The organism is Vicinamibacterales bacterium (assembly GCA_035699745.1).
Lineage (GTDB): Bacteria > Acidobacteriota > Vicinamibacteria > Vicinamibacterales > 2-12-FULL-66-21 > JAICSD01.
Map to the genome: position 1 here is coordinate 1 of DASSPH010000084.1, position 20,476 is coordinate 20,476.

17 protein-coding genes are annotated in these 20,476 nt (G+C 68.5%); 8 read left to right on the plus strand and 9 right to left on the minus strand.

All coding sequences use genetic code 11. The features are described 5' to 3' along the window. Window positions 1-489 precede the first annotated feature (489 nt). The gene (locus tag VFK57_20850) at window positions 490-1,542 is read left to right on the plus strand and encodes a hypothetical protein (GenBank protein HET7698177.1); all 1,053 of its coding nucleotides are present in this window, start codon (window positions 490-492) and stop codon (window positions 1,540-1,542) included. A gap of 45 nt (window positions 1,543-1,587) precedes the next feature. Beyond that, entirely contained in the window at window positions 1,588-2,088 is a 501-nt protein-coding gene (locus VFK57_20855; protein ID HET7698178.1) for a plastocyanin/azurin family copper-binding protein, read from the plus strand. Window positions 2,089-2,161: 73 nt separating this feature from the next. Here the strand turns inward: VFK57_20855 and VFK57_20860 are convergent, their stop codons facing one another. The 4 genes from VFK57_20860 to VFK57_20875 are packed head-to-tail and all read right to left on the minus strand — an operon-like array spanning window position 2,162 to window position 7,350. After that, complete coding sequence (locus tag VFK57_20860) at window positions 2,162-2,770, minus strand: calcium-binding EGF-like domain-containing protein (protein HET7698179.1); 609 nt, start codon at window positions 2,768-2,770, stop codon at window positions 2,162-2,164. Window positions 2,771-2,814: 44 nt separating this feature from the next. Further along, on the minus strand, window positions 2,815-3,933 hold the full coding sequence (locus tag VFK57_20865; protein HET7698180.1) for a hypothetical protein: 1,119 nt from the start codon (window positions 3,931-3,933) through the stop codon (window positions 2,815-2,817). A 23-nt stretch (window positions 3,934-3,956) separates the two neighbouring features. Continuing rightward, window positions 3,957-6,239 (minus strand): TIM-barrel domain-containing protein, encoded by a 2,283-nt coding sequence (locus VFK57_20870; protein ID HET7698181.1) that lies wholly within the window; start codon window positions 6,237-6,239, stop codon window positions 3,957-3,959. Then, window positions 6,229-7,350 carry an aldose epimerase family protein gene (locus VFK57_20875; GenBank protein HET7698182.1) on the minus strand — a complete coding sequence of 374 codons (1,122 nt, stop codon included), beginning with the start codon at window positions 7,348-7,350 and terminating at the stop codon, window positions 6,229-6,231. The genes VFK57_20870 and VFK57_20875 overlap by 11 nt, the downstream gene beginning before the upstream one ends. A gap of 31 nt (window positions 7,351-7,381) precedes the next feature. Between VFK57_20875 and VFK57_20880 the strand changes: the two genes are divergently transcribed. From VFK57_20880 to VFK57_20900, 5 genes are all read left to right on the plus strand, one after another. After that, window positions 7,382-8,890, plus strand: a complete 1,509-nt coding sequence (locus VFK57_20880; protein ID HET7698183.1) for a sugar ABC transporter ATP-binding protein — start codon at window positions 7,382-7,384, stop codon at window positions 8,888-8,890. Next, entirely contained in the window at window positions 8,887-9,846 is a 960-nt protein-coding gene (locus tag VFK57_20885; protein ID HET7698184.1) for an ABC transporter permease, read from the plus strand. Before VFK57_20880 ends, VFK57_20885 begins: the two co-directional genes overlap by 4 nt. A 6-nt stretch (window positions 9,847-9,852) precedes the next feature. Continuing rightward, window positions 9,853-10,815: a sugar-binding protein gene (locus tag VFK57_20890; protein ID HET7698185.1), complete on the plus strand. Its 963-nt coding sequence runs from the start codon at window positions 9,853-9,855 to the stop codon at window positions 10,813-10,815. Window positions 10,816-10,880: 65 nt separating this feature from the next. Further along, window positions 10,881-11,834 carry a substrate-binding domain-containing protein gene (locus VFK57_20895; GenBank protein HET7698186.1) on the plus strand — a complete coding sequence of 318 codons (954 nt, stop codon included), beginning with the start codon at window positions 10,881-10,883 and terminating at the stop codon, window positions 11,832-11,834. A gap of 11 nt (window positions 11,835-11,845) precedes the next feature. Beyond that, entirely contained in the window at window positions 11,846-12,835 is a 990-nt protein-coding gene (locus VFK57_20900; protein HET7698187.1) for a LacI family DNA-binding transcriptional regulator, read from the plus strand. Window positions 12,836-12,841: 6 nt separating this feature from the next. Here VFK57_20900 and VFK57_20905 read toward each other — a convergent pair whose 3' ends face one another. The 4 genes from VFK57_20905 to VFK57_20920 form a co-directional block, all read right to left on the minus strand. Further along, the gene (locus VFK57_20905) at window positions 12,842-13,498 is read right to left on the minus strand and encodes an HAD family phosphatase (protein ID HET7698188.1); all 657 of its coding nucleotides are present in this window, start codon (window positions 13,496-13,498) and stop codon (window positions 12,842-12,844) included. 70 nt (window positions 13,499-13,568) lie between these two features. Further along, window positions 13,569-14,297: an L-ribulose-5-phosphate 4-epimerase AraD gene (gene araD, locus VFK57_20910; protein HET7698189.1), complete on the minus strand. Its 729-nt coding sequence runs from the start codon at window positions 14,295-14,297 to the stop codon at window positions 13,569-13,571. After that, on the minus strand, window positions 14,294-16,000 hold the full coding sequence (locus tag VFK57_20915) for a ribulokinase (protein ID HET7698190.1): 1,707 nt from the start codon (window positions 15,998-16,000) through the stop codon (window positions 14,294-14,296). The genes araD and VFK57_20915 overlap by 4 nt, the downstream gene beginning before the upstream one ends. A 76-nt stretch (window positions 16,001-16,076) precedes the next feature. Further along, the gene (locus VFK57_20920; protein HET7698191.1) at window positions 16,077-17,210 is read right to left on the minus strand and encodes a TIM barrel protein; all 1,134 of its coding nucleotides are present in this window, start codon (window positions 17,208-17,210) and stop codon (window positions 16,077-16,079) included. A 264-nt stretch (window positions 17,211-17,474) separates the two neighbouring features. Here VFK57_20920 and VFK57_20925 point away from each other — a divergent pair, with 264 nt between their 5' ends. Beyond that, window positions 17,475-19,946 (plus strand): glycoside hydrolase family 127 protein, encoded by a 2,472-nt coding sequence (locus tag VFK57_20925; GenBank protein HET7698192.1) that lies wholly within the window; start codon window positions 17,475-17,477, stop codon window positions 19,944-19,946. A gap of 152 nt (window positions 19,947-20,098) precedes the next feature. Here the strand turns inward: VFK57_20925 and VFK57_20930 are convergent. Beyond that, window positions 20,099-20,476 (minus strand): FtsX-like permease family protein (locus tag VFK57_20930; GenBank protein ID HET7698193.1); only part of this gene is annotated, 378 nt, incomplete at its 5' end.

Below are 20,476 nucleotides of genomic sequence, written 5' to 3' on the forward strand. Positions count from 1 at the left end.
ATGCCGCCGCGGTGACCGCCGAGGGCGTAGAGATCGCGGGGATGGAGCTTGAGGCGCTCGCCCGGAATCATGAACGAGCGGGGGACCCAGCTCGGCTCGAGGCGAAGGACGCCTCCGCCGGCGTCGACGGCATTCTTGACCTGGGTTCGATCGAGCATCGAGTCTCTGTTCTCCTTCCGAGGCGTCGCCCCCGGACTTTCGAGGGTGCGCGCGGCGTCACCCGGCGCGGGTCCGCCCGGCATGCGCGAACGAGGACGGTACAACCTCGACGCGGGAGACTTCAAGTGCCTTGGGGTTCACTGCCGCCATTTCGCCAAGAGAAACGCGTCCGGCCCGCGGCGACGCAGGCGATGTGCGTGAAAACGCCCATCTTTCACGGCAATATACGATGCACCCGCAGAGGCCGGCAGCGGCGCGCCACGGCCGCGGTTGCGCGATCCGAAATCCGGACGCACGCACGCCGCGGCGGACCCCGCGCATAATACGCACATGGCCTCAACGCGGTATCGCGGGCGGCGGGCCGTCGCGCTCGAGAACGACGATCTCCGTGTCACCGTGCTCGTCGGGGGCGGGCACATCGCCGAAGTGTTCCACAAGCCCTCCGGCGTCAATCCGCTCTGGACGCCGCCATGGCCGTCGATCGAGCCTGCGGCCTACGATCCCGAGCACCATCCCGTCTACGGCGACGGCGTCGACGCTTCGCTCCTGGCCGGCATCATGGGCCACAACCTTTGCCTCGACATTTTCGGGGGGCCCTCGGCCGAGGAGGCGGCGGCCGGGCTGCCGGTGCACGGTGAAGTGTCGACTCAACGGTTCGACGTCGAGCGCAGCGACGACGAGCTGGTGCTGAACACGCTGCTGCCGATGGCGCGCCTCCACGTGGAGCGGCGCGTCGCGCTGGGGCCGCAGCCCGGCACGGTCCGCGTGCGCGAGACGGTGGAGAACCTGTCGGCTATCGACCATCCGGTCGGGTGGACCCAGCACGTCACCCTCGGTCCGCCGTTCCTCGAGCGCGGGGCGACCCAGTTCCGGACCTCGGCCGGCCGGTCGAAGGTGTTCCCGGGTGCGTTCGGGCCGGCCGACTACCTCGCGCCAGGCGCCGAGTTCGACTGGCCGATGGCCCCCCGCGCCGGCGGCGGCGACGAGGACCTTCGCATGTTTACTGCCGCGCCCGCCTCGAGCGCCTACACGGCCCACCTCATGCGCGAGGGCAGCCACGCGTTCTTCGTGGCGTTCTCGCCGCGCTTGCGGCTGGCGTTCGGCTACGTCTGGCGGCCGTCCGACTTTCCGTGGCTCGGCATATGGGAGGAGAACGCCAGCCGGCCGCAACCCCCGTGGAACGGCCGGACGCTCACGCGCGGCATGGAGTTCGGCGTCTCTCCCTTTCCCGAGACACGCCGTGAGATGATTGAACGACAGCGGCTCTTCGGCGTGCCGACGTTCCGCTGGATTGGCGCGGCGAGCCGGCTGACGGTCGAGTACTGGATCGTGGCGGCGGCCGCAGACTCCGTACCCGAAACGCTCGAGCCGCCGCTGACGTAACACAGGAACGGGGTTCAGCGACGCTTTTAAGGAGGCATCATCGCTATGTTCGCGAGTCTGGTCGTATCCGCATTCATTCTGGCCGCGCCAGCGGGCGCGTCGGTCGCGCAGGACAAGCCGGCCCCTGCACCGCCGAAGCCGGCCGCGACGGCCGCCAAGCCGGGCGCCGCGCGCCTCATCGAGATCGGCGCCGGCGACGACATGAAATACAGCGTGACGGAGATCGCGGCCAAGCCGGGCGAGACGCTGCGCATCCGGCTCACCTCGAAGGGCACCCTGCCCAAGGTCGCCATGGCGCACAACGTGGTCGTCCTCAAGCCGGGCGCGAAGCAGACCGAGTTCGCCAACGCCGCCGCGATGGCGCGCGCCACCGACTTCATTCCAACCGACATGAAGGATCAGGTGGTGGCGGCGTCAGGACTGGCGGGCCCGGGTGAGACGGTCGAGGTGACGGTGAAGATCCCCGCGGCGGGAACGTATCCGTTCATCTGCACGTTCCCGGGACATTTCGCGGCCGGCATGCGCGGGACGATCATCGCGAAGTAGGCCGGGCGAAAACACGACGGCCGACCGGGGATCGCTCGTGCGATCGCCGGCCGGCCGTCGGTCTGTACGCCTCCTACTGCGTGACCGTGACGGTCAGCGTAGAGCGTCCGATCTTGCCCCGCTTGTTGAACGCCCAGCACGTGACCGTGGTCTTGCCGACCTTGAACGTGCTGCCTGAGGCCGGCGAGCAGTTCACCGGGCGCGATCCGTCGACCGCATCCTTTGCCGTGGCCGTGAACGTCGCGGCCGCGCCGCCCGACGAGGTCGCGGCAACCGTGACGTCGCCAGAGGTCGAGACCACCGGCGGCGCGGGGTTGTCGGCGCCGGACGGGAGCCGATCGCTGCAGTCGGGCGACGCGCACTCGTTGACGTCGAAGCACCCGACGTAGCCATCGCCCGCGTAATCCTTGGGACATCCCCCGCAGGTCCGTGAACCGGGCGTGTTCTCGCACGCCGTCAGCCGGTGGCATCCGCCGTTGCTGACCGCGCACTCGTTGACGTCGACGCACCCGGTCTCCGGCGAGCCGCTGTAGCCGGGCTCGCACCCGCCGGTCTTGGCCGCCGGCCCAGCCGTCTGCGCCTCGTCCGTAGCCGCGGCGCCGCCGGTCACGAAGTTGAGCGAAAGCACGAGCGCCACGCCGATTGCGCTCTGCACCAGCCATCGGGGAGCCTGTCGAAACATAGCGTGCATTTTACCAGCTTGCCAGCCGGGGCGGCCTGCGCGACTCAACGGCGGTCGTTGATGAGCTCGTCGTAGTAGCGATAACGCCCCTTGGCGACGCCGTCGAGCATATCGGTGAGGTCGTGCAGCTGCGAGACGCTCCCGCCGCGCGGCCAGCCGAAGCGTCCGAACACGGAGCGGATGACGACGCTGTTGCCGGTGCGGGGGAGCCGGCCCAGGTTGACCGCGAACGACTGGAACCGGCCGTCGCTGAACAGGTAGAACTCGACGTTCGACGCGTAGAGCGCCGAGAGCCGGAGCTTCTTCCGGGTCAGGACGTCGGCAATCGCCGCCAGCGCCCGCGCTCCGCTCAGATCGCCGACGACGGGCACGATCAGGTCGCGTTCCTGGAGCCCCCTGACGAACTGGAACGCCTCCTCGGACGCGAGATAGTTGGCCTTCAGCCCGGTCGACGTCGCCGCGAGCAGCAGGTCGCGATACGCGGGGTAGTGGCTCTGCGGCGGGCGTCCCGCCGATTGGAACTGGAGTCCGACGCCCGACTCGATGAAGCGGCGGTGGAAGCGATCGATCGTGACCCGGTCCTCGCGCGAGAGCGTTACGCCGATGCGCGCGATGGCCTCGTCGGTCTTCGCGCGGAGCGCGTCGATCGCGCGGGCGTCCAGCGGCGGCGCCTCGACCTGCGCGACGATCCTGTCGACCGTCGCCGATCGCCACGCGTCGAGGCCCGCCGGCACGGGCCGGCCGACGAGCATCGCGAGATAGTCGACGCGGGTGCTCGACAGGGTGAACAGCGCCTTGAAGAGCAGGTGGAGCAGCAGGTTGTCGCGCCGGATGTCGACGATGAAGGCGATCTCGGGCCTGACGGCGGCGATGTAGGTGAAGTTCTGATCGGGGCCGACGCCGATGTACGCACTCACCGGTCCGAGCGTCTGCTGCAGCGTGGGAATGACGTACTGAAAGACGGTCTCGTTCGAAACCAGGTTGTCGGACCGGAACGTGCCGTTGGGCTCGGAGAACTCGGACGCCAGCATCCAGAACGTGCGGTCGTCGAGATGCTGCGGCAGCGACTCGGCGCGCGGCCGCGCCGTCGGCGTGATGCACAGCAACACCGCGCAGAGAGCCAGCGCGAGGCCGGCGAGCTTCGCCGTGAGGGCGCGCGTCATCGCCACACGAGTATACCCGGCGCTCAGGGCACGATCGCGCGCCGGCCGGAGAAGGCGGCGCGATGGATGCGCGTCTGTCCCGCGACTCGCACCTCGACCTCGCGGACCAGCGGGGCGCGCATCCGCGAGCCGGGCGTCAGCGACAGGCTGAGCTGGCCCGCGCGATCGTCCCAACGCATCGAAATCCCCATCCATGCCCCGCGCCGGTACTCGAACGACGTGCCGTCGTCCTCGAAGAGGTCGAACGCGCCGTCCGCGCCGGGATAGACCGTGATCGAGAGAGGCCCCGGGTCGGGCTGCGCGGTATATTGCTTCACCGGTCCGGTCGGGACGATGGCGCCCGCGCGCACATAAATCGGCATGGTGGCAAGATCGACGGCGCGCTCGATCTCGCGGCCGCCTTCGACGCGCTCCTCGGTCCAGAAATCGAACCACGACCCGCGCCGCTCGGCAGCGTCGGATCCCGCTGAGCGTGCGGACGCCCGCGGCAGATACACGCGGCGCGATGCCGCGCCCTTTTCGACGACAGGAGCGACCAGCAGGTCGCGCCCCCAGAAGTACTGATCGCCGCGGGAGACCGCTGCGGGATCGTCCGGATGGTGCAGCCACATCGCGCGCAGGATCGGCATTCCCGTCTGCGCCGTCTCGCGAACCGCGGAATAGAGGTACGGCATCAAGCGGTACCGCAGCTCCAGGTATTTGCGGCAGATCGGCTCGACCTGCCCGTTGTGCAGCTCGGATGGCGGGGGCAGCGCCGCGCCCGAGTACGTCGTGATCTCGCCGGGCCCGGTCTCGCCGAGGTTCCAGCCCCACGGCAGGCGCAGGTGCCAGGCGCGGCCGTGCGATCGGAACAGCGGACAGAAGGCGCCGAACTGAAACCAGCGCACGTAGAGCTCGCCCGTGAACTCCGCGGTCGGGACGAAGCCGCCGATGTCGGTTCCCCAGTACGGGATGCCGCTCAGCCCGGTGTTCACGGCCACCGGGACGTGCGTCTTCAACGTCTCCCACGTCGAATACACGTCGCCCGACCAGAGGAACGCGCCGAAGCGCGCCATGCCGGCGTAGCCGTTGCGGTGCAGCGCGTAGGGACGCTGGTCGGGGCGCCAGAGCTGCGACCCTTCCCAGTACATGCGGATCCGATTCAGCCGCGACGGCGCGTCCAGCCCGTCGCCTTGATCGGGCCACCAGCCGTCCACGCCGAGATCGAACACACCCTTGTGATGCGGCCAGTAGCAGCCGACGCTTCGATCCGGAGGCCACTGCCCTTCCGGCGTTCGTCCGCTCGGCTCCGGCGCCGCGCAGACGTCTTTCACCGTCCCGTGCAGGCGGCGCCCCTCGATGACCACGTGCAGCACGACCTTGTAGTTCAGCGCGTGCAGCTCGTCGATCGCCGTCTTCGGATCGGGGAAGGTCTCCGTCTTCCAGGTGAACTCGCCGTTATGGGTGTTCCAGCCCGACGGCGTGAAGTCGGTGCCGAGATAGATCAGCGCGTCGCACGGCAGCTTCTTCTCCCGCATCGTCTTCGCGACCCACATGACTTCGCCGGGGCCGGCGAGCGTGCGGTGCGACTGCTGGTATCCGAACGACCACCGCGGCGGCATTGCAGGCAGCCCGGTGATCCGCGCGTACTCGCGCATCACGATCGCCGGATCCTTCGAGGCGACGACGAAACAGTCGATCGGCAGCGGCGACTGCGAGGTCAGCGTCCCGCGTGGTCCCGTCAGGTCGAACGCGCCCAGCGGCTGATGGATGAACAGGCCCCACCCGCCCGTGCCGATCAGCCACTGAATCGGCACCCGTCCGCCGTGCGTGCGCAGCCGGTAGCCGCCCTGCCCGTTCCGCATCGCATCGACGGCGCCGCGCCGATCGAACTGCGGACCGCCTTCGCCGAAGCCGAGGAGCGGCGCGCCGCCGATCGCGAACTGCAGCACGCCGGCATCGGTCACCGTCAGGTCCTGGATCGCGGCGGACGCATCGGCGATGCGGACGCCGAGAGGCGCCCGCGTGACCGTCACGGTGAGATTGCCGGCCTTGATCGATCCGCTGCGCGGAACCGCCCGGCGCTGCTCCGAAAACGTCCCCAGCCCGCCGTCAGGATTGAGGCCGCTGGCGGCGGCACCTGGCGCCGCCGGCCGGCGCGGGACGACCGACACGCGGACGGTATGAGGGGACACCGACGCGACGCGCAGTTCGACCGGCTGCCCGGCGACGACGAGGTCCTCCCCCTGCGCGCCGGTGTCGAGGCGCAGCAGCAGTGTCGCGCCGAACGTGCCGAGCCCCTTCAGCGCGTCGCGTCTATTTGGCACTGAAGGTCCAGACCGTCCTGGACGAATAGACCTTTCCGGGCTGCAGAATCGTCGACGGGAAGTTCTTCTGGTTCGGCGAGTCGGGATAGTGCTGCGTCTCGAGACACAGGCCGGTCCGGTGGGCGTACACGTGCCCCCCCTTGCCCTTGATCGTGCCGTCGAGGAAATTGCCGGAATAGAACTGGATGCCCGGCTCGGTCGTGCTGACTTCCAGCGTCCGGCCGCTCTTCGGGTCGGTCAGGCGCGCGGCGAACTGCGCGCCGACGCCTTTGCGGTTCAGCACGTAGTTGTGGTCGTAGCCCTTCCCGGCCTTCAGTTGCGGATGGTCGGCGTTGATCCGCGCGCCCACGGCAGTCGGCTGGCGGAAGTCGAACGGCGTCCCTTCGACCGGCGCCAGCTCCCCCGTCGGAATCAGCGTCTCGTCCACCGGCGTGTAGCGATCCGCGTTGACGGTGAGCTGATGCGCGAGGATGTCGCCGCTGCCCTCGCCGGCGAGATTGAAGTAGCTGTGCTGCGTCAGGTTCACCGGGGTCGCCTTGTCGGTGGTCGCGCGGTACTCGATGATCACTTCGTTCTTGTCGGTGAGGGTGTAGGTCACCGTCGCGCGCAGGTTGCCGGGGTACCCTTCCTCGCCGTCGGGACTGGTGCGCGAGAAGATCACCGACGAGCCCTGCGCCGTGTTCCGCGTCGACATGTCCCAGAGGACCTTGTCGAACCCGCGCCGGCCGCCATGCAGGTGGTTGGGCCCGTTGTTCGCCGCCAGTGTGTAGGTCCGGCCGCCCACGGCGAAGCGTGCCCTGGCGATCCGGTTCCCATAACGCCCGACGATGGCGCCGAAATACGGATGCGGCGGATCCGCCCAGTAGCCGTCGGGGCGATCGAAGCCCAGGACCACGTCGGCGATCGCGCCGCTGCGATCCGGCACCTTCAGCGACGTGATGATGCCGCCGTAGTTGATCGCCTGCAGCTCGATCCCGCGCGAGTTCTTCAACGTCGCCATTTCAACCGGCGTCCCCTGAAACACCGACTTCGTCGTGGTCTTGGTCACGGTGCTTCCCAGCAGGAGGATACCGGCCAGTGCGGGCGCGGTGCAGCGGGCGAGAGTCAGCATGCGCGCATTGTAAAGTAGAATTCTCCCCCGCGTGACTGCCGCCTCCCAGGGTCTGCGATTCACCGACGTGCGCAAGTCGTTCGGCGCCGTCCGCGCGCTGCGCGGCGTGTCGTTCGCCGTCGCCGAGGGGGAGGCGCACGGCCTGATGGGCGAGAACGGCGCCGGCAAGTCCACGCTCCTCAAGATCCTCGCCGGGATCGTCCAGCCGGACGGCGGGGACGTGCACTGGCGCGGCGAGCGGCTGCACCTCGGCAGCCCCCGCGACGCGCTCGAACGCGGCATCGGCATGGTGTACCAGGAGATGCTGTGCTTCGAGAACCTCACGGTCGCGGGCAACATCTTCGCCGGCCGCGAGATCGTCCGCCGCGGACGGCTGCGCGATCAGGAGATGCGCGAACGCACCCGCGCGCTGCTCGACGAGCTGCACCTGCCGATCTCACCGGACGCGCCGGCGTCGTCGCTGTCCGCCGCCTACCGGCAGCTGCTGCAGGTCGCGCGCGCGCTGGCGTTCGACTGCCAGATCCTCGTGCTCGACGAACCGACGACGGCGCTCACCGACGCGGAGACGGACCATCTCTTCGCCGTCCTGGCCAGGCTCAAGGCCCGCGGCACGACCCTGCTCTACGTGTCGCACCGCCTGCCGGAAGTGTTCCGGCTCTGCGATCGCATCACCGTCCTGCGCGACGGCAGCTACGTGAACACGTTCGTCAAGGGCGCGGTCACGCCCGATGACGTGGTGCGGGCGATGGTGGGACGCGAGCTGCCGCCGCGCGCGGTCATGGCCGCGAGGACGCGTGACGAGCAGCGTCCGCCGGCGCTGTCGGTCGACGGGCTCGGCCGCCGGCCGTGCTTCCGCAACGTGTCGCTGCGCGTCCACGCCGGCGAAATCGTCGGCCTGTTCGGGCTCGTCGGGTCGGGGCGCTCGGAGCTGCTCGAGACGATCTTCGGGCTGTACCGCCGCGAGGCCGGCACGATCAAGATCGACGGCGTGCCGATCGATCCGGCGTCTCCGGCGGACGCGGCGCGCGCCGGCATCGCGCTGGTCCCGGAAGAACGGCAACGGCAGGGACTGCTCTTCAATCTGACGATCCGGCACAACCTGGTGCTGCCGGATCGCACGGTGAAACGCGAGGTGCTGATCCGCACGGCCAGCGAGCGGCGCGAGGCGCAGGCGCTGGTCGAGTCGTGGCGGATCAAGGCGGCCGGCGTCGAGGTCCCGCCGGATTCGCTCAGCGGCGGCAATCAGCAGAAGGTCGTCGTCGCCAAGTGGCTGGCGACGTCGCCGCGCGTGCTGCTGCTCGACGAGCCGACCAAAGGGGTGGACGTCGGCGCGAAGTTCGAAATCCACGAGATCATCCGCCGCGAGGCGGCCCGGGGCGCCGCCTGCCTCGTCGCCTCCAGCGATCTGCCCGAGGTGCTCGCGCTGGCGGACCGGATCGTGGTGATGCGCGAAGGCGGCATCCAGGGGCAGATCGCCGGCGCCGAGGCGACCGAGGAATCCGTCATGCAGCTCGCGACACACGAATCGGCGGCGGGATGAAGAAACTCTGGCACGCGCGCGAGTTCAGCACGGTGGTCATCCTCGTGCTGGAGATCCTCTTCTTCACGTGGTGGCTGTGGCCGGACGGCAACCGGTCGCATCCCTTCCTCAATGCCGGCAACGCGGTCCTGATCCTGAAGTATTCCGCGATCTACGGCATCGCCGCGGTCGGCGCGGCCATCGTGATCATCTCCGGCGGCATCGATCTCGCCCCCGGCGCCGTGATCGCCCTGGCCGGCGTCGTCTGCGCGCAATTGTTCGTCGTGCAAGGCTGGGCGCTCGGACCGGCGATGAGCGTCGGCGTGCTCGTCGGCCTCGTCTCGGGCCTGCTCACCGCCGCCCTGGTCGTGCTCGTCAACCTGCCGCCGTTCATCGCCTCGCTCGGCGTCATGGGGATCACCCGCGGCCTGGCGTTCATCATCACCGAGGGGCAGTACTTCGACGTGTCCAGCCTGCTGCGCGGCGGCTGGCGCCCGTTCGGGCTCGACGCCGACTGGGTGGCGCCGATCATCATGGTCTCGCTCGCCGTCATCTTCCAGGTCCTGATGACGGCGTTTCAGTGGGGCCGATCGGTATTCGCGGTCGGCGGCAACGAGACCGCCGCGCTCTTTTCCGGAATCGCGGTCAACCGGGTGAAGACGTCGGTCTACGTGATCTCCGGGGTGCTGGCGGCGGTCTCGGGGGTGGTGCTCGTCCTCGTCCAGGGCCAGGGGAAGGCCGATCTGGCGACCGGCTACGAGCTGGATATCATTGCCTCTTCCGTCGTCGGCGGCGCCAGCCTGGCGGGCGGCCGCGGCTCGGTGATCGGGGCCGTGCTCGGCACGCTGATCTTCGGCGTGCTGCGCAACGCGCTGCCGCAGATTCCCGGCGCCACGTTCTACGACCGGCTGATCGTCGGGCTGGTGGTGATCGTCATCGTGGTCGTCGATCAGTTACTGTTGAAGAAGAGAGGCTGAGGATCGATGCGCAAATACGTTCTGGTACTGGCGGTTCTTCTCGCGGTGAGCTGCAGCGGCACGAAGGCGCCGGAACCGGGCGCGCCGGCCGCGGGCCAGCGGCTGCGGTTCGCGGTGATCCCGAAGGCGCTCGAGATCCCCGTGTTCAATTACGCGAAGATCGGCGCCGAGCGCCAGGCGAAGGAATACGGCAACGTCGACATCCTGTGGAACGCGCCGGTGAACGCCGACCAGTTGAAGCAGAAGGAGATCCTCGAATCCGCCATCACCCAGCGCGTCGACGGCATCGCCATCTCTGCGCTCAACGGCGACTTCCTGACCGACACGATCAACAAGGCCGTCGACGCCGGGATTCCGGTGGTCACCTGGGACTCGGACGCGCCGAAGTCGAAGCGCGCGGCGTTCTACGGCGTGGACGATTTCGCCTCGGGCCGGATCATGGGCGAGGAGACGATCCGGCTGCTGAATGGCACCGGCAAGGTGGCGATCATCACCAGCTACGGCGCCACCAACCTGCAGCGGCGCCTCGACGGCATCAAGGAGGGGCTGAGCAAGGCGCCCGGCATTCAGATCGTCGAGGTGTTCGACATCAAGGAAGACGCGGTGCGCTGCGCCGAGCTGATCGCCAGCGGCACGAAGCGCTACCCCGATCTGGCGGCCTGGCTCTCGACCGGCGGCTGGCCGATCTTCACCCGCAACGCGACGACCGCCATCGATCCCGCGAAGACCAGGATGATCTCGTTCGACACCATCCAGCCGGGACTCGACCTGCTGCGCGAGGGGAAGGTGACGGTGCTGATCGGCCAGAAGTACTTCGGCTGGGGCAGCGAGGCGGTGAAGCTGCTCTACGACATCAAGCACGGGAAGAATCCGCCGTCCACGGTCATCGACTCCGGCGTCGACGTGGTGACCAGGGAGAACGTCGAGGACTACGCCGCGAAGTGGAAGAAGATGGAGAGTGGGGGCTAGTGCCACGGACACCACGGAGGCCACGGACGACCCGGATCAGACGGCCCGTCGAATCCGTGTGCGCCGTGCGATCCGTGGCCGCGGCCTTGTGTCTGTGTCTGTCGGCCGTCCTGGGCTGCGGCGGCTCGAAGGCGCCTGACGCGGCCCCGCGGCTGCGCTTCATGGTCATTCCGAAGGCCATCGACCTCCCGGTCTTCAACTACGCGAGGATCGGCGCCGAGCGGCAGGCGAAGCAATACGGCAACGTCGACGTCATCTGGACCGGGCCGACCAGCGCCGATCAGTTGAAGCAGAAAGAGATCCTCGAGTCAGCCATCACCCAGCGCGTCGACGGGATCGCGATCTCCACGCTCAACGGCGATTTCCTCACCGAAACGATCGACAAGGCGATCGACGCCGGGATCCCGGTGATCACCTGGGACTCCGACGCGCCGAAGTCCAGGCGAATCGCCTTCTACGGCGTGGACGATTTCGCCGGCGGCCGCGCGCTCGGCGAGCACGCGGTCAAGGCCCTGAACGGCAGGGGCAAGGTCGCGATCATCACCAGCCTGGGGGCCACCAACCTGCAGCGGCGGCTCGACGGGATGAAGGCGGCGCTCGCGACCGCGCCCGGCATTCAAATCGTCGAGGTCTTCGACATCAAGGAAGACACCGTGCGGTGCGCGGAATTGATCGCGACCGGCAGCGCCCGCTATCCGGACCTCGCCGCCTGGCTCGCCACCGGCGGCTGGCCGGTGTTCACGCGCAACGCCACCACCGCGATCGATCCGGCGAAGACGAAGCTGTTCGCCTTCGACACCATCCAGCCGGCGCTGGACCTGCTGCGCGAAGGCCGCGTCGAGGTGCTGATCGGGCAGAAGTACTTCGGCTGGGGCAGCGAGTCCGTGAAGCTGCTCTACGGCATCAAGCAGGGGCAGCTGCCGGCGAGCCGGATCATCGACTCGGGGCTCGACGTGGTCACGCGGGCCAACCTCGACGCATACATCCTCGCCTGGAAGAAGATGGAGAGCGGCAGCTGAACATCGGCGACATCGCGAAGCGCGCGAACGTCTCGACCGCCACGGTGTCGCGCACGCTGAACCAGAGCGGCGCCGTCCGGCCGGAGACCGCCCGCAAGGTGTGGCGCGCGGCGGCGGCGCTGAACTACTACCCCAACAGCCACGCGCGCACCCTCGTCTCCGGCCGCAGCCGCCTCCTCGGGCTGATCGTCTCCGACATCACCAACCCGTTCTTCCCGGAACTGGTGCGCAGCTTCGAGGCGCTCGCGACGCAGCATCAATACGATCTCATCCTCACCAGCACCGACTACCAGACGGCGCGCATGACCGGCTGCGTCCGGCGGATGCTGGAGCGCAAGGTGGACGGCGTCGCGATCATGACCTCGGAGATGGATCTCGGGCTGATCAAGGAACTCGCCCGCCACGGCGTCCCGCTGGCCTTCATGGACGTCGGGCGGGTCGGACCGCGCATGAGTCACGTGCTGATCGACTACGCGCATGGGATCCGCCAGGCGGTCGATCACCTCGCCGCACTCGCCCACGAGCGGATCGGCTTCATCACCGGTCCGCTGGAGCTGCACTCCGCCCGGACGCGCCAGCAGGCGTTTCTCGATGGCTTGCGCGCGAACGGCATCGCCGCCGATCCCAAGCTGATTCGCGAGGGCACTCACACCGCCGAGGGGGGGCAGCAGGCGATGAATGCGCTGCTCCGCGTCGCCAAGTCCCCGACCGCGGTCGTCTGCTCCAACGACTGGACCGCCATCGGCGCGCTGCACGCCATCGACGCCGCCGGCCTGCGCGTGCCCGCGGATCTCTCGCTCGTCGGCTTCGACGATATTCCGCTGGCGAGCTACGCCAGCCCGCCGCTGACGTCCGTCCGGGTGTCGCCCGCCGACGTCGGTTCGACGGCCTTCGACGCGCTGTTCCGGCTGATCGGCGGCGAGCGGCTCGAGGGGGCCGTCTATCAGGTGCCGACGACGCTCGTCGTCCGGAAGTCGACGGGACGTCCGAAGAAGCGTTGACGCTCGTCAGGCCGGAGATCGAGACGCGAGCAGCTTGTCGAACGCGTCGGCCTCGAGATCGGCCAGCGACATGACGACCACGTCCGCCGCCAGCGGACCGTTCTTCGCGACGCCGATGCTCTTCATCCCCGCGCGGCGCGCCGCCTCGACGCCGGCGGCGGCATCCTCCACGACGATGCAGCGGCCCGGCGGGATCCCGACTTTCGCGGCGGCCTTCAGGAACACCTGGGGATCCGGCTTGCCGATGGCGACGTCTTCCGCGGCGACGATCGCGTCGAGATAGCCCGTCAGTCCCAGCACGCGGAGCATCACCTCGACGTTCGCCCCGGGCGCCGACGAGGCGATCGCCTGCTTCCATCCCGCGGCGCGCAGCGCAGCGAGCCATTCGCGCGCGCCCGGCAGCGGCTGGAGCCCATGGACCTCGGCGAGGCGGCGGTACTCCGCCTCCTTGGCGTCCCCGATCCGCTGCACGCGCGCCGGGTCGGCGTCCGGGCCGAGCCACGCGCCGAGGATGCGATCGTTGCGCTGGCCGAAGCTGGCCAGGAATCGATCGTACGTGAGCGCGATCCCCTCGAGCTGCAGCGTGTCGCGCCAGGAGAGCCAGTGATACTCCTCGGAATCCACGAGCGTGCCGTCGAGATCCCACAAAACTGCCTTCTCCATCACCCTCCAGGTGTGCAGGTTCTGCCAAAGGGGTCAGACCCGGGTCTGACCCCCTTTTCGCGGGTGCCACTCAGGGGTCAGACCTGGGTCGGACCCCTTTTGGCAGTTGCCCGTAGTACGCGGACGGGCCGTGCTTGCGGCGGAAGTGCTTGTCGACGAGGAAACCGTCCGGACGCGGCGCGTCGGGCGCCAGCGCGCGGACGCGCCATTCCAGGCGGGCGAGATACTCGAGCACTTCGGCGCGCTCGATCGCGTCGATGGGCGTGGCCCCCCAGGTGAAGGGGCCGTGATTGGCCACGAGGATCGCGCCCATGGCATCCGCGCCGCCGGCGGCGGTGACCGCCTCGACGATCACCAGGCCCGTGTTCCGCTCGTAGTCCTGCTCCACTTCCTCGCGCGTCATCGGGCGGGTCACCGGAACGTCAGCGCAGAAGTAGTCCGCATGCGTCGTCCCCATGCAGCGAATCGGCTGCCGCGCCTGGGCGAACGCGGTCGCGTATTCCGAGTGGGTGTGCACGACGCCGCCGATCGAGGGGAACGCGCGATAGAGCTCGCGATGCGTCGGCGTGTCGGACGATGGACGCAGCGTGCCGGCGAGCACCTGCCCCGTGTCCAGCGAGACGACGACCATCTGTTCCGGCGTGAGATCCTCGTAGCGCACACCGCTGGGTTTGATCGCGAGCTCCCCGATGCCGTGATTCCCTGCCGAGACGTTGCCGAAGGTGCCCATCACGAGCCCCGTCTCCGCCAGGGCGCGATTCGCCAGGAACGCCGCCTCCTGCAGTTCGCGCCGGGTCATGCCGCGGCCCGCTCCTTGATCGCCAGCAGCCGCTTCATCACGCTGGCGAGATCCGGCGCCGCGCCGCGGACGCCGCCGAAGCCGTCGTGCAGCTCGCGATAGATCGCGTAGAGCTCGTTGTAGACCTGCTGCGCCGCGGGACGCGGCTCGAAGCGCTTCTGCTTCAGCGACGTCATCCGGTCCTGCGCCTCGGTCCACGAGTCGTAGCCGCCGCCGGCTCCTCCGGCGGTCACCGCGGCCGACACCGCCGAGCCGAGCGCGGGCGTCTGCGGCGATCCGGCAATGAGCATCGGCTGACCGATGACGTCGGCGTAGATCTGCATGAACAGGTCGTTCTTCTCGGCGATGCCGCCGCAGCAGACGACGCGGTCGATCGGGACGCCGTACTCGCGCATGCGCTCGATGATGACCCGCGCGCCGAAGGCGGTCGACTCGATGAGCGCGCGATAGACCTCGGCGGCCGTGGTGTGCAGGGTCTGGCCGATCAGCAGGCCGGTGAGCTTCGGGTCCACGAGGATCGTGCGGTTGCCGTTGTTCCAGTCGAGCGCGACGAGCCCGGATTCTCCCGGCGCCAGCCAGGCCGCGCGCGTCGTCAACGATTCGTGCAGCGACTCACTCGCGCCGGCGGCGGCGCCCTCGCCCTGGCACAGCCGCACCCACCAGTTCAGGATGTCGCCGACCGCCGACTGCCCCGCTTCGATCCCGAAGTAGTCCGGCAGGATCGAGCCGGTCACGATCCCGCAGATGCCGGGGATGTTGGCCAGCTTGTTCGAGACCGGCGCGATGGCGCAGTCGCACGTCGAGGTGCCGATGATCTTGACGAGCGTCCCGGTGCGAACGCCGGATCCGACGGCGCCATAATGCGCGTCGAATCCACCCATGGCGATGGGAATGCCGGCGCGCAGACCGAGCGTGGCAGCCCACTCGTCGCTCAGAAACCCCGCCGGGCGTCCCGGCGGATGCGCCTCGTCGTAGAGCCGGTCGCGCAACGCGGCGAGCTTCGGATCGAGCCGCTCGAGGAACGACTTCGGCGGCAGGCCGCCCCACGCGGGGGAGTACATCGCCTTGTGTCCCGCGGCGCAGACGCACCGCACGATCCGCCGCGAGTCGCTGACGCCCGACAGCACCGCCGGGATGAAATCGGCGAGCTCGACCCAGCTGGCGGCGGCGTCGAACACCGCAGGCGCGACCTCCAGGCACCGCCAGATCTTGGACCACCACCATTCCGACGAGTAGGTGCCGCCGATCGGCGCCAGCAGCTCGGGCGCGTGCCGGCGCGCCGTCTCGGTGATCGCCGCCGCCTGCCCGGCGGAGGTGTGATCCTTCCAGAGCCAGGCGTGCGCCGCAGGCTCGGACGCCCACGTCGGATCCAGCGCCAGCGGCCGCGCCTGGGCGTCGACGGGCAGCGGCGTCGATCCGGTCGTGTCCGAGCCGATGCCGATCACGCGGTCGCGGGTGAACCCCGGCTCGCGGTCCGCGTCACTCAGCGCTCCGGCGACCGCGGCCCCGAGCCCCTCGATGTAGTCGGCGGGATTCTGCCGCGCGAGGTGCGGCTGCTTCGGATCGAGCAGGACGCCGTGGTCCCCGCTGGGGTACTCGAACACGCGCGTACCGACCACGCGTCCGTCCGCGGTATCGACGACCACCGCGCGAACGGAGTTGGTGCCGAAATCGACGCCGATGGTGTAGGAGGACTGTCGCATGTCTCGCACAGGAGAACCCGAGAACCGGAGCGGAAAAACTGTCTGCCCCTGTTCTCCGGCTCTCCCGTAAAACGGTTCACCCAACCAGCACGGGCGATACGACGTCGAGCACGTCCGGGCCGGTGCCGGCCCGACGCGCCTTGTCGAGCTGCGGCTGCAACGCATAGATCCGCACGGCCTTCAGCGCCAGATTGGCGAAGTTGATCATGCTGCGCTCGATGGCGCGCGTCGGGTCCTCGCGGTAGGTGAACTGGTCCTGGCTGTAGTAGCCCTGGTAGTCACGGATGAAAGTCGTGTAGAGATACTCGACCGACTCGGGAATCGAAATCGTCCCGAACATCAGGTCCTGATCGTTGCGCCCCTGGCGCGCGTCGTTGATGTCGAACTTGTGCACCGGCACGCCGGCCCAGTCGGCGAGATCGCAGGCCGTCGAGGCGGTCGTCGCTTCCATCTTCTGGTGGCCGTAGTCGATGGTCAGGCCGCAGTTGTTTCCGCCGCACGCCTGGTTCACCTTTTGCGCGACGACGATCGCGGACGCCGCGGTCGGCACGACCATGAACAGCTCGCGCGGCTCGTATGGCTTGGGCTCGATGCCGAGCTTGACGCCGTGTTTCAGGCATTCGCGGTTCACGGCGATGAGCGCTTCGGCGAACCATTCGAGCTGCTGGCGATAGTCGATCTGGAAGTGATAGTCGGCGCCGTCCGATCCGGGCCACACGCTCAGGACCCCGATCTTCATGATCTTGCAGATCTCCAGCCCCTTCATGATCTCGTCCAGCGCGGCGCGGCGCAGCGCCGGATCGGGATTGCACGGCCCGCCCAGCTTGAACCTGGGGTTGGTCCAGACGTTGATGTTGCACGCGGTGACCGTCATGCCGAGGTCCTTCAGGAACCCGTGCTGCGCGCGCTCGATTGCGGCGGTATCGAGATCGCCGTTCAGCGTCTTCTCGAACACGCTCTGATGGATCTCGACGGCGTCGACGCCGGCGGCCTTCGTGCGCCGGCACTGCGCTTCGAAGGTGTTGCTGAAGGTGGGGTCGTCCGAGTGGTATCCCGGAGGTGCAAAGCGGTCGTAGAAGTCACCGGCGGACCAGTGGCCCACGCTGTGACGGATGTTCATGGCCTTCAGGAACTCGATCGACTCGGCCCGCCCCATGTAGCTCTTCTTCGCGGCGGCGAACGCAAGTTGATCGGCGGTGAAACGGGACATTGGTCCTCCTCCGGACCGGGCATCGTACTATATCGAGCACTCACCCCAAATTGGCTGCGGACTGGAGATGCAAACGTCGCCATGACGCGTCGTCCGGCAGCGGACGAGCGGGCGCCCAAAGGCGCTGCCGGCGGCGATATAGTCGGTGTCGGAGGTTGCGGCGATCAGCAGCCACGCGGTTATCCGGCACACGTGCGCTCCCATGCAGCTCCCTGATGTAAGCGATTACAGGCCCGGCTGATCCTACAGGATTTCGATATGCGCATGCTTCGCTTTCTTGTCACGGCCGCCACCATCGCGCTGGTCACCTTCAGCGCCACGGCGCAGAAGCGCGCCGGCGATTATCCCGTGCAGCCCGTGCCCTTCACCGCGGTGCGGCTGAACGACGTGTTCTGGGCGCCGCGGATCGAAACCAATCGGAAGGTGACGATCCCCGCGGCCTTCCAGAAGTGCGAAGAGTCGGGCCGCATGAACAACTTCGAGCGGGCGGCCCAGGCGCTCCGGGGGGAGCCGCACGACATGAAGGCGCCCCCCTACCCCTTCGACGACAGCGATCTCTACAAGGTGATCGAAGGCGCCGCGTACGTCCTCAACGTGCAGCCGGATCCGCAGCTCGACGCCTACGTGGACAAGCTGATCGCCAAGATAGCCGCCGCGCAGGAGCCGGACGGCTACATCTACACGACGCGGACGATCGATCCGAAGAACCCGCATCGCTGGGCCGGCGCGGCGCGCTGGGTCAACGAGCGCAACGACAGCCACGAGCTCTACAACCTCGGCCACCTGTTCGAAGCCGCCGCCGCCCACTACCAGGCGACCGGCAAGAAGACGCTGCTCGACGTCGCGACGCGCGCCGCGGATCTGCTCGTGAACACGTTCGGCCCGGGCAAGCGAACCACCTGGCCCGGCCACCAGATCACCGAGATGGCGCTGGTGAAGCTGTATCGCGTCACCGGCAAAGAAGAGTACCTGTCGCTCGCCAGGTTCCTGCTCGACGAGCGGGGCCCGGGGAACCTGCCCGCCGGCGAGACCGTGAATCCGCGCGGACTCGATTACAACCAGGCGCAGTTGAAGATCATCGACCAGGCCGAGCCCGTCGGCCATGCGGTCCGCGCCATGTACATGTATGCCGGGATGGCCGACGTCGCGGCGATCGAGAACGACGCGAAGATCCGCACCGCCGGCGATCGCATCTGGGACAACCTCGTGCAATCGAAGCTGTACCTCACCGGCGGGATCGGCGCCGCCGGCGGCCACGAAGGCTTCGGCGATCCGTACGACCTGCCGAACATGACCGCCTACAACGAGACGTGCGCGTCGGTCGGCATGGATTACTGGAACCACCGCCAGTTCCTGCTGCACGGCGACGCCAAGTACATCGACATCATGGAGCGGACGCTCTACAACGGGCTGATCTCCGGCGTCTCGCTCGAGGGGGACACGTTCTTCTATCCCAACCCGCTCGAGTCGAACGGCCAGCACGCGCGGCAGGAATGGTTCGGCGTGGCGTGCTGCCCGGGCAACATCACGCGCTTCATGGCCTCGGTGCCGGGCTACATCTACGCCAGGCAGGCCGACGCCCTGTTCGTGAACCTGTTCGCCGGCGGCAGCGCCGACGTCGATCTCGCGGGCGGCACGGTGAAGGTCACGCAGCAGACCCGCTATCCCTGGGATGGCGACGTGACGATCGGCCTGGCCACCGACGCGCCGCGCAAGTTCACCGTCAACGTCCGCATCCCGGGCTGGGCCCGGGAACAGCCCGTGCCCAGCGATCTCTATCGCTTCCTCGACAAGGCGGCGACGGCCCCGACGCTCCGCGTCAACGGCCGGACGACGCCGCTGACCGTCACCTCCGCAGGTTATGCCGCCGTCACGCGGACCTGGACCACCGGCGACACGATCGACCTCCACCTGCCGATGCCGGTCCGCCGCGTGGTCGCGCACGACAAGGTGGAAGCGGATCGCGGCCGCGTCGCCCTCCAGCGCGGCCCGATCGTCTACGCTGCCGAGTGGCCGGACAACCCGAACGGCAAGGTGCGCAACATCGTGCTGCCGGACGCGAGCGCCATGACCTCGGAGTTCCGCAGCGACCTGCTGAACGGCGTCGCGATCGTGAAGGGACGCGCGGTCGGGCTCGCCCTCGACGCCAGGGGGGCGCTGCTGAAGACGGAACAGCCGTTCGTCGCCATCCCGTATGCGACGTGGGCCAACCGCGGCCGCGGGCAGATGGCGGTGTGGCTCGCCCGCACGGACGCGGCCGCGCGGCCGACACCGTATCCGACGGTGGCGACGACGTCGACGCTGACGCACTCGGCCAGCCGCAAGAACATCCGCAACATCATCGACGGCGAGGATCCGCGCGCCTCGAACGACTCGACGTCGTACTTCGACTGGTGGCCGCGGAACGGCTGCTCCGAGACACGGACTGCGAACTGCAGCGGCGCCGACGGGGAATGGATCGAGATGGCGTTCGCGAAGCCGTCGACGGTGTCGGAAGTGCAGGTCTACTGGTTCGACGACACCGGCCGCGGCGGCGTGCGCGTGCCGAGATCGTGGCGGCTCCTCTACAAGGATGGCGCGGTCTGGAAACCGGTCGCCGCGCACGGTGCATACGGGACCGCGAAGGACGCCTACAACACCGTCCGTTTCACGCCGGTCACGACGGCGGCTTTACGGATCGAGCTCGTGATGCAGCCGAACGTGTCGGCCGGCGTGCAGGAGTGGAAGGTGAAATGAAGAGCCGGCGCCTGCACGGAGGTTGACGGAGGGAACGGATCTCACACACGGAGGAACGGAGGCAACGGAGGTGAACGGAGCGACGTGGGTTATTTGCGTTCCGATCACCTCAGGGCAAGGTGACGTACAAGGCCGCGCCGGCCCGGGGCTCGTCAGTCGATCCGCAGCGCGTCGACCGGCTGAATCGAGGCCGCTCGGTTCGCCGGCATCGCGGCGGACATCATCGTCACGACAAGCAGCACCAGGCTGACGGCGACGAGCACGACCGGATCGTTGAGTCTGCCGATCGACCACCGGGCTACAACCGTGTCAAGCCCCACGCTCAATCCGAGACCAGCGAAGAGGCCCGCGGCAAGGGCCAAGACCGCCGGCTGCACCGCGGCGTTGACGATGCGCCCGCGACCGGCACCGAGCGCCATACGGATGCCGAATTCCTTGGACCGGCAGGACACCGAGTACGACACGACACTGTAGAGGCCGACTGCAGCGAGCATCAGCGCAAAAGCCGCGAAGCCGAGCAACAGCAGCGT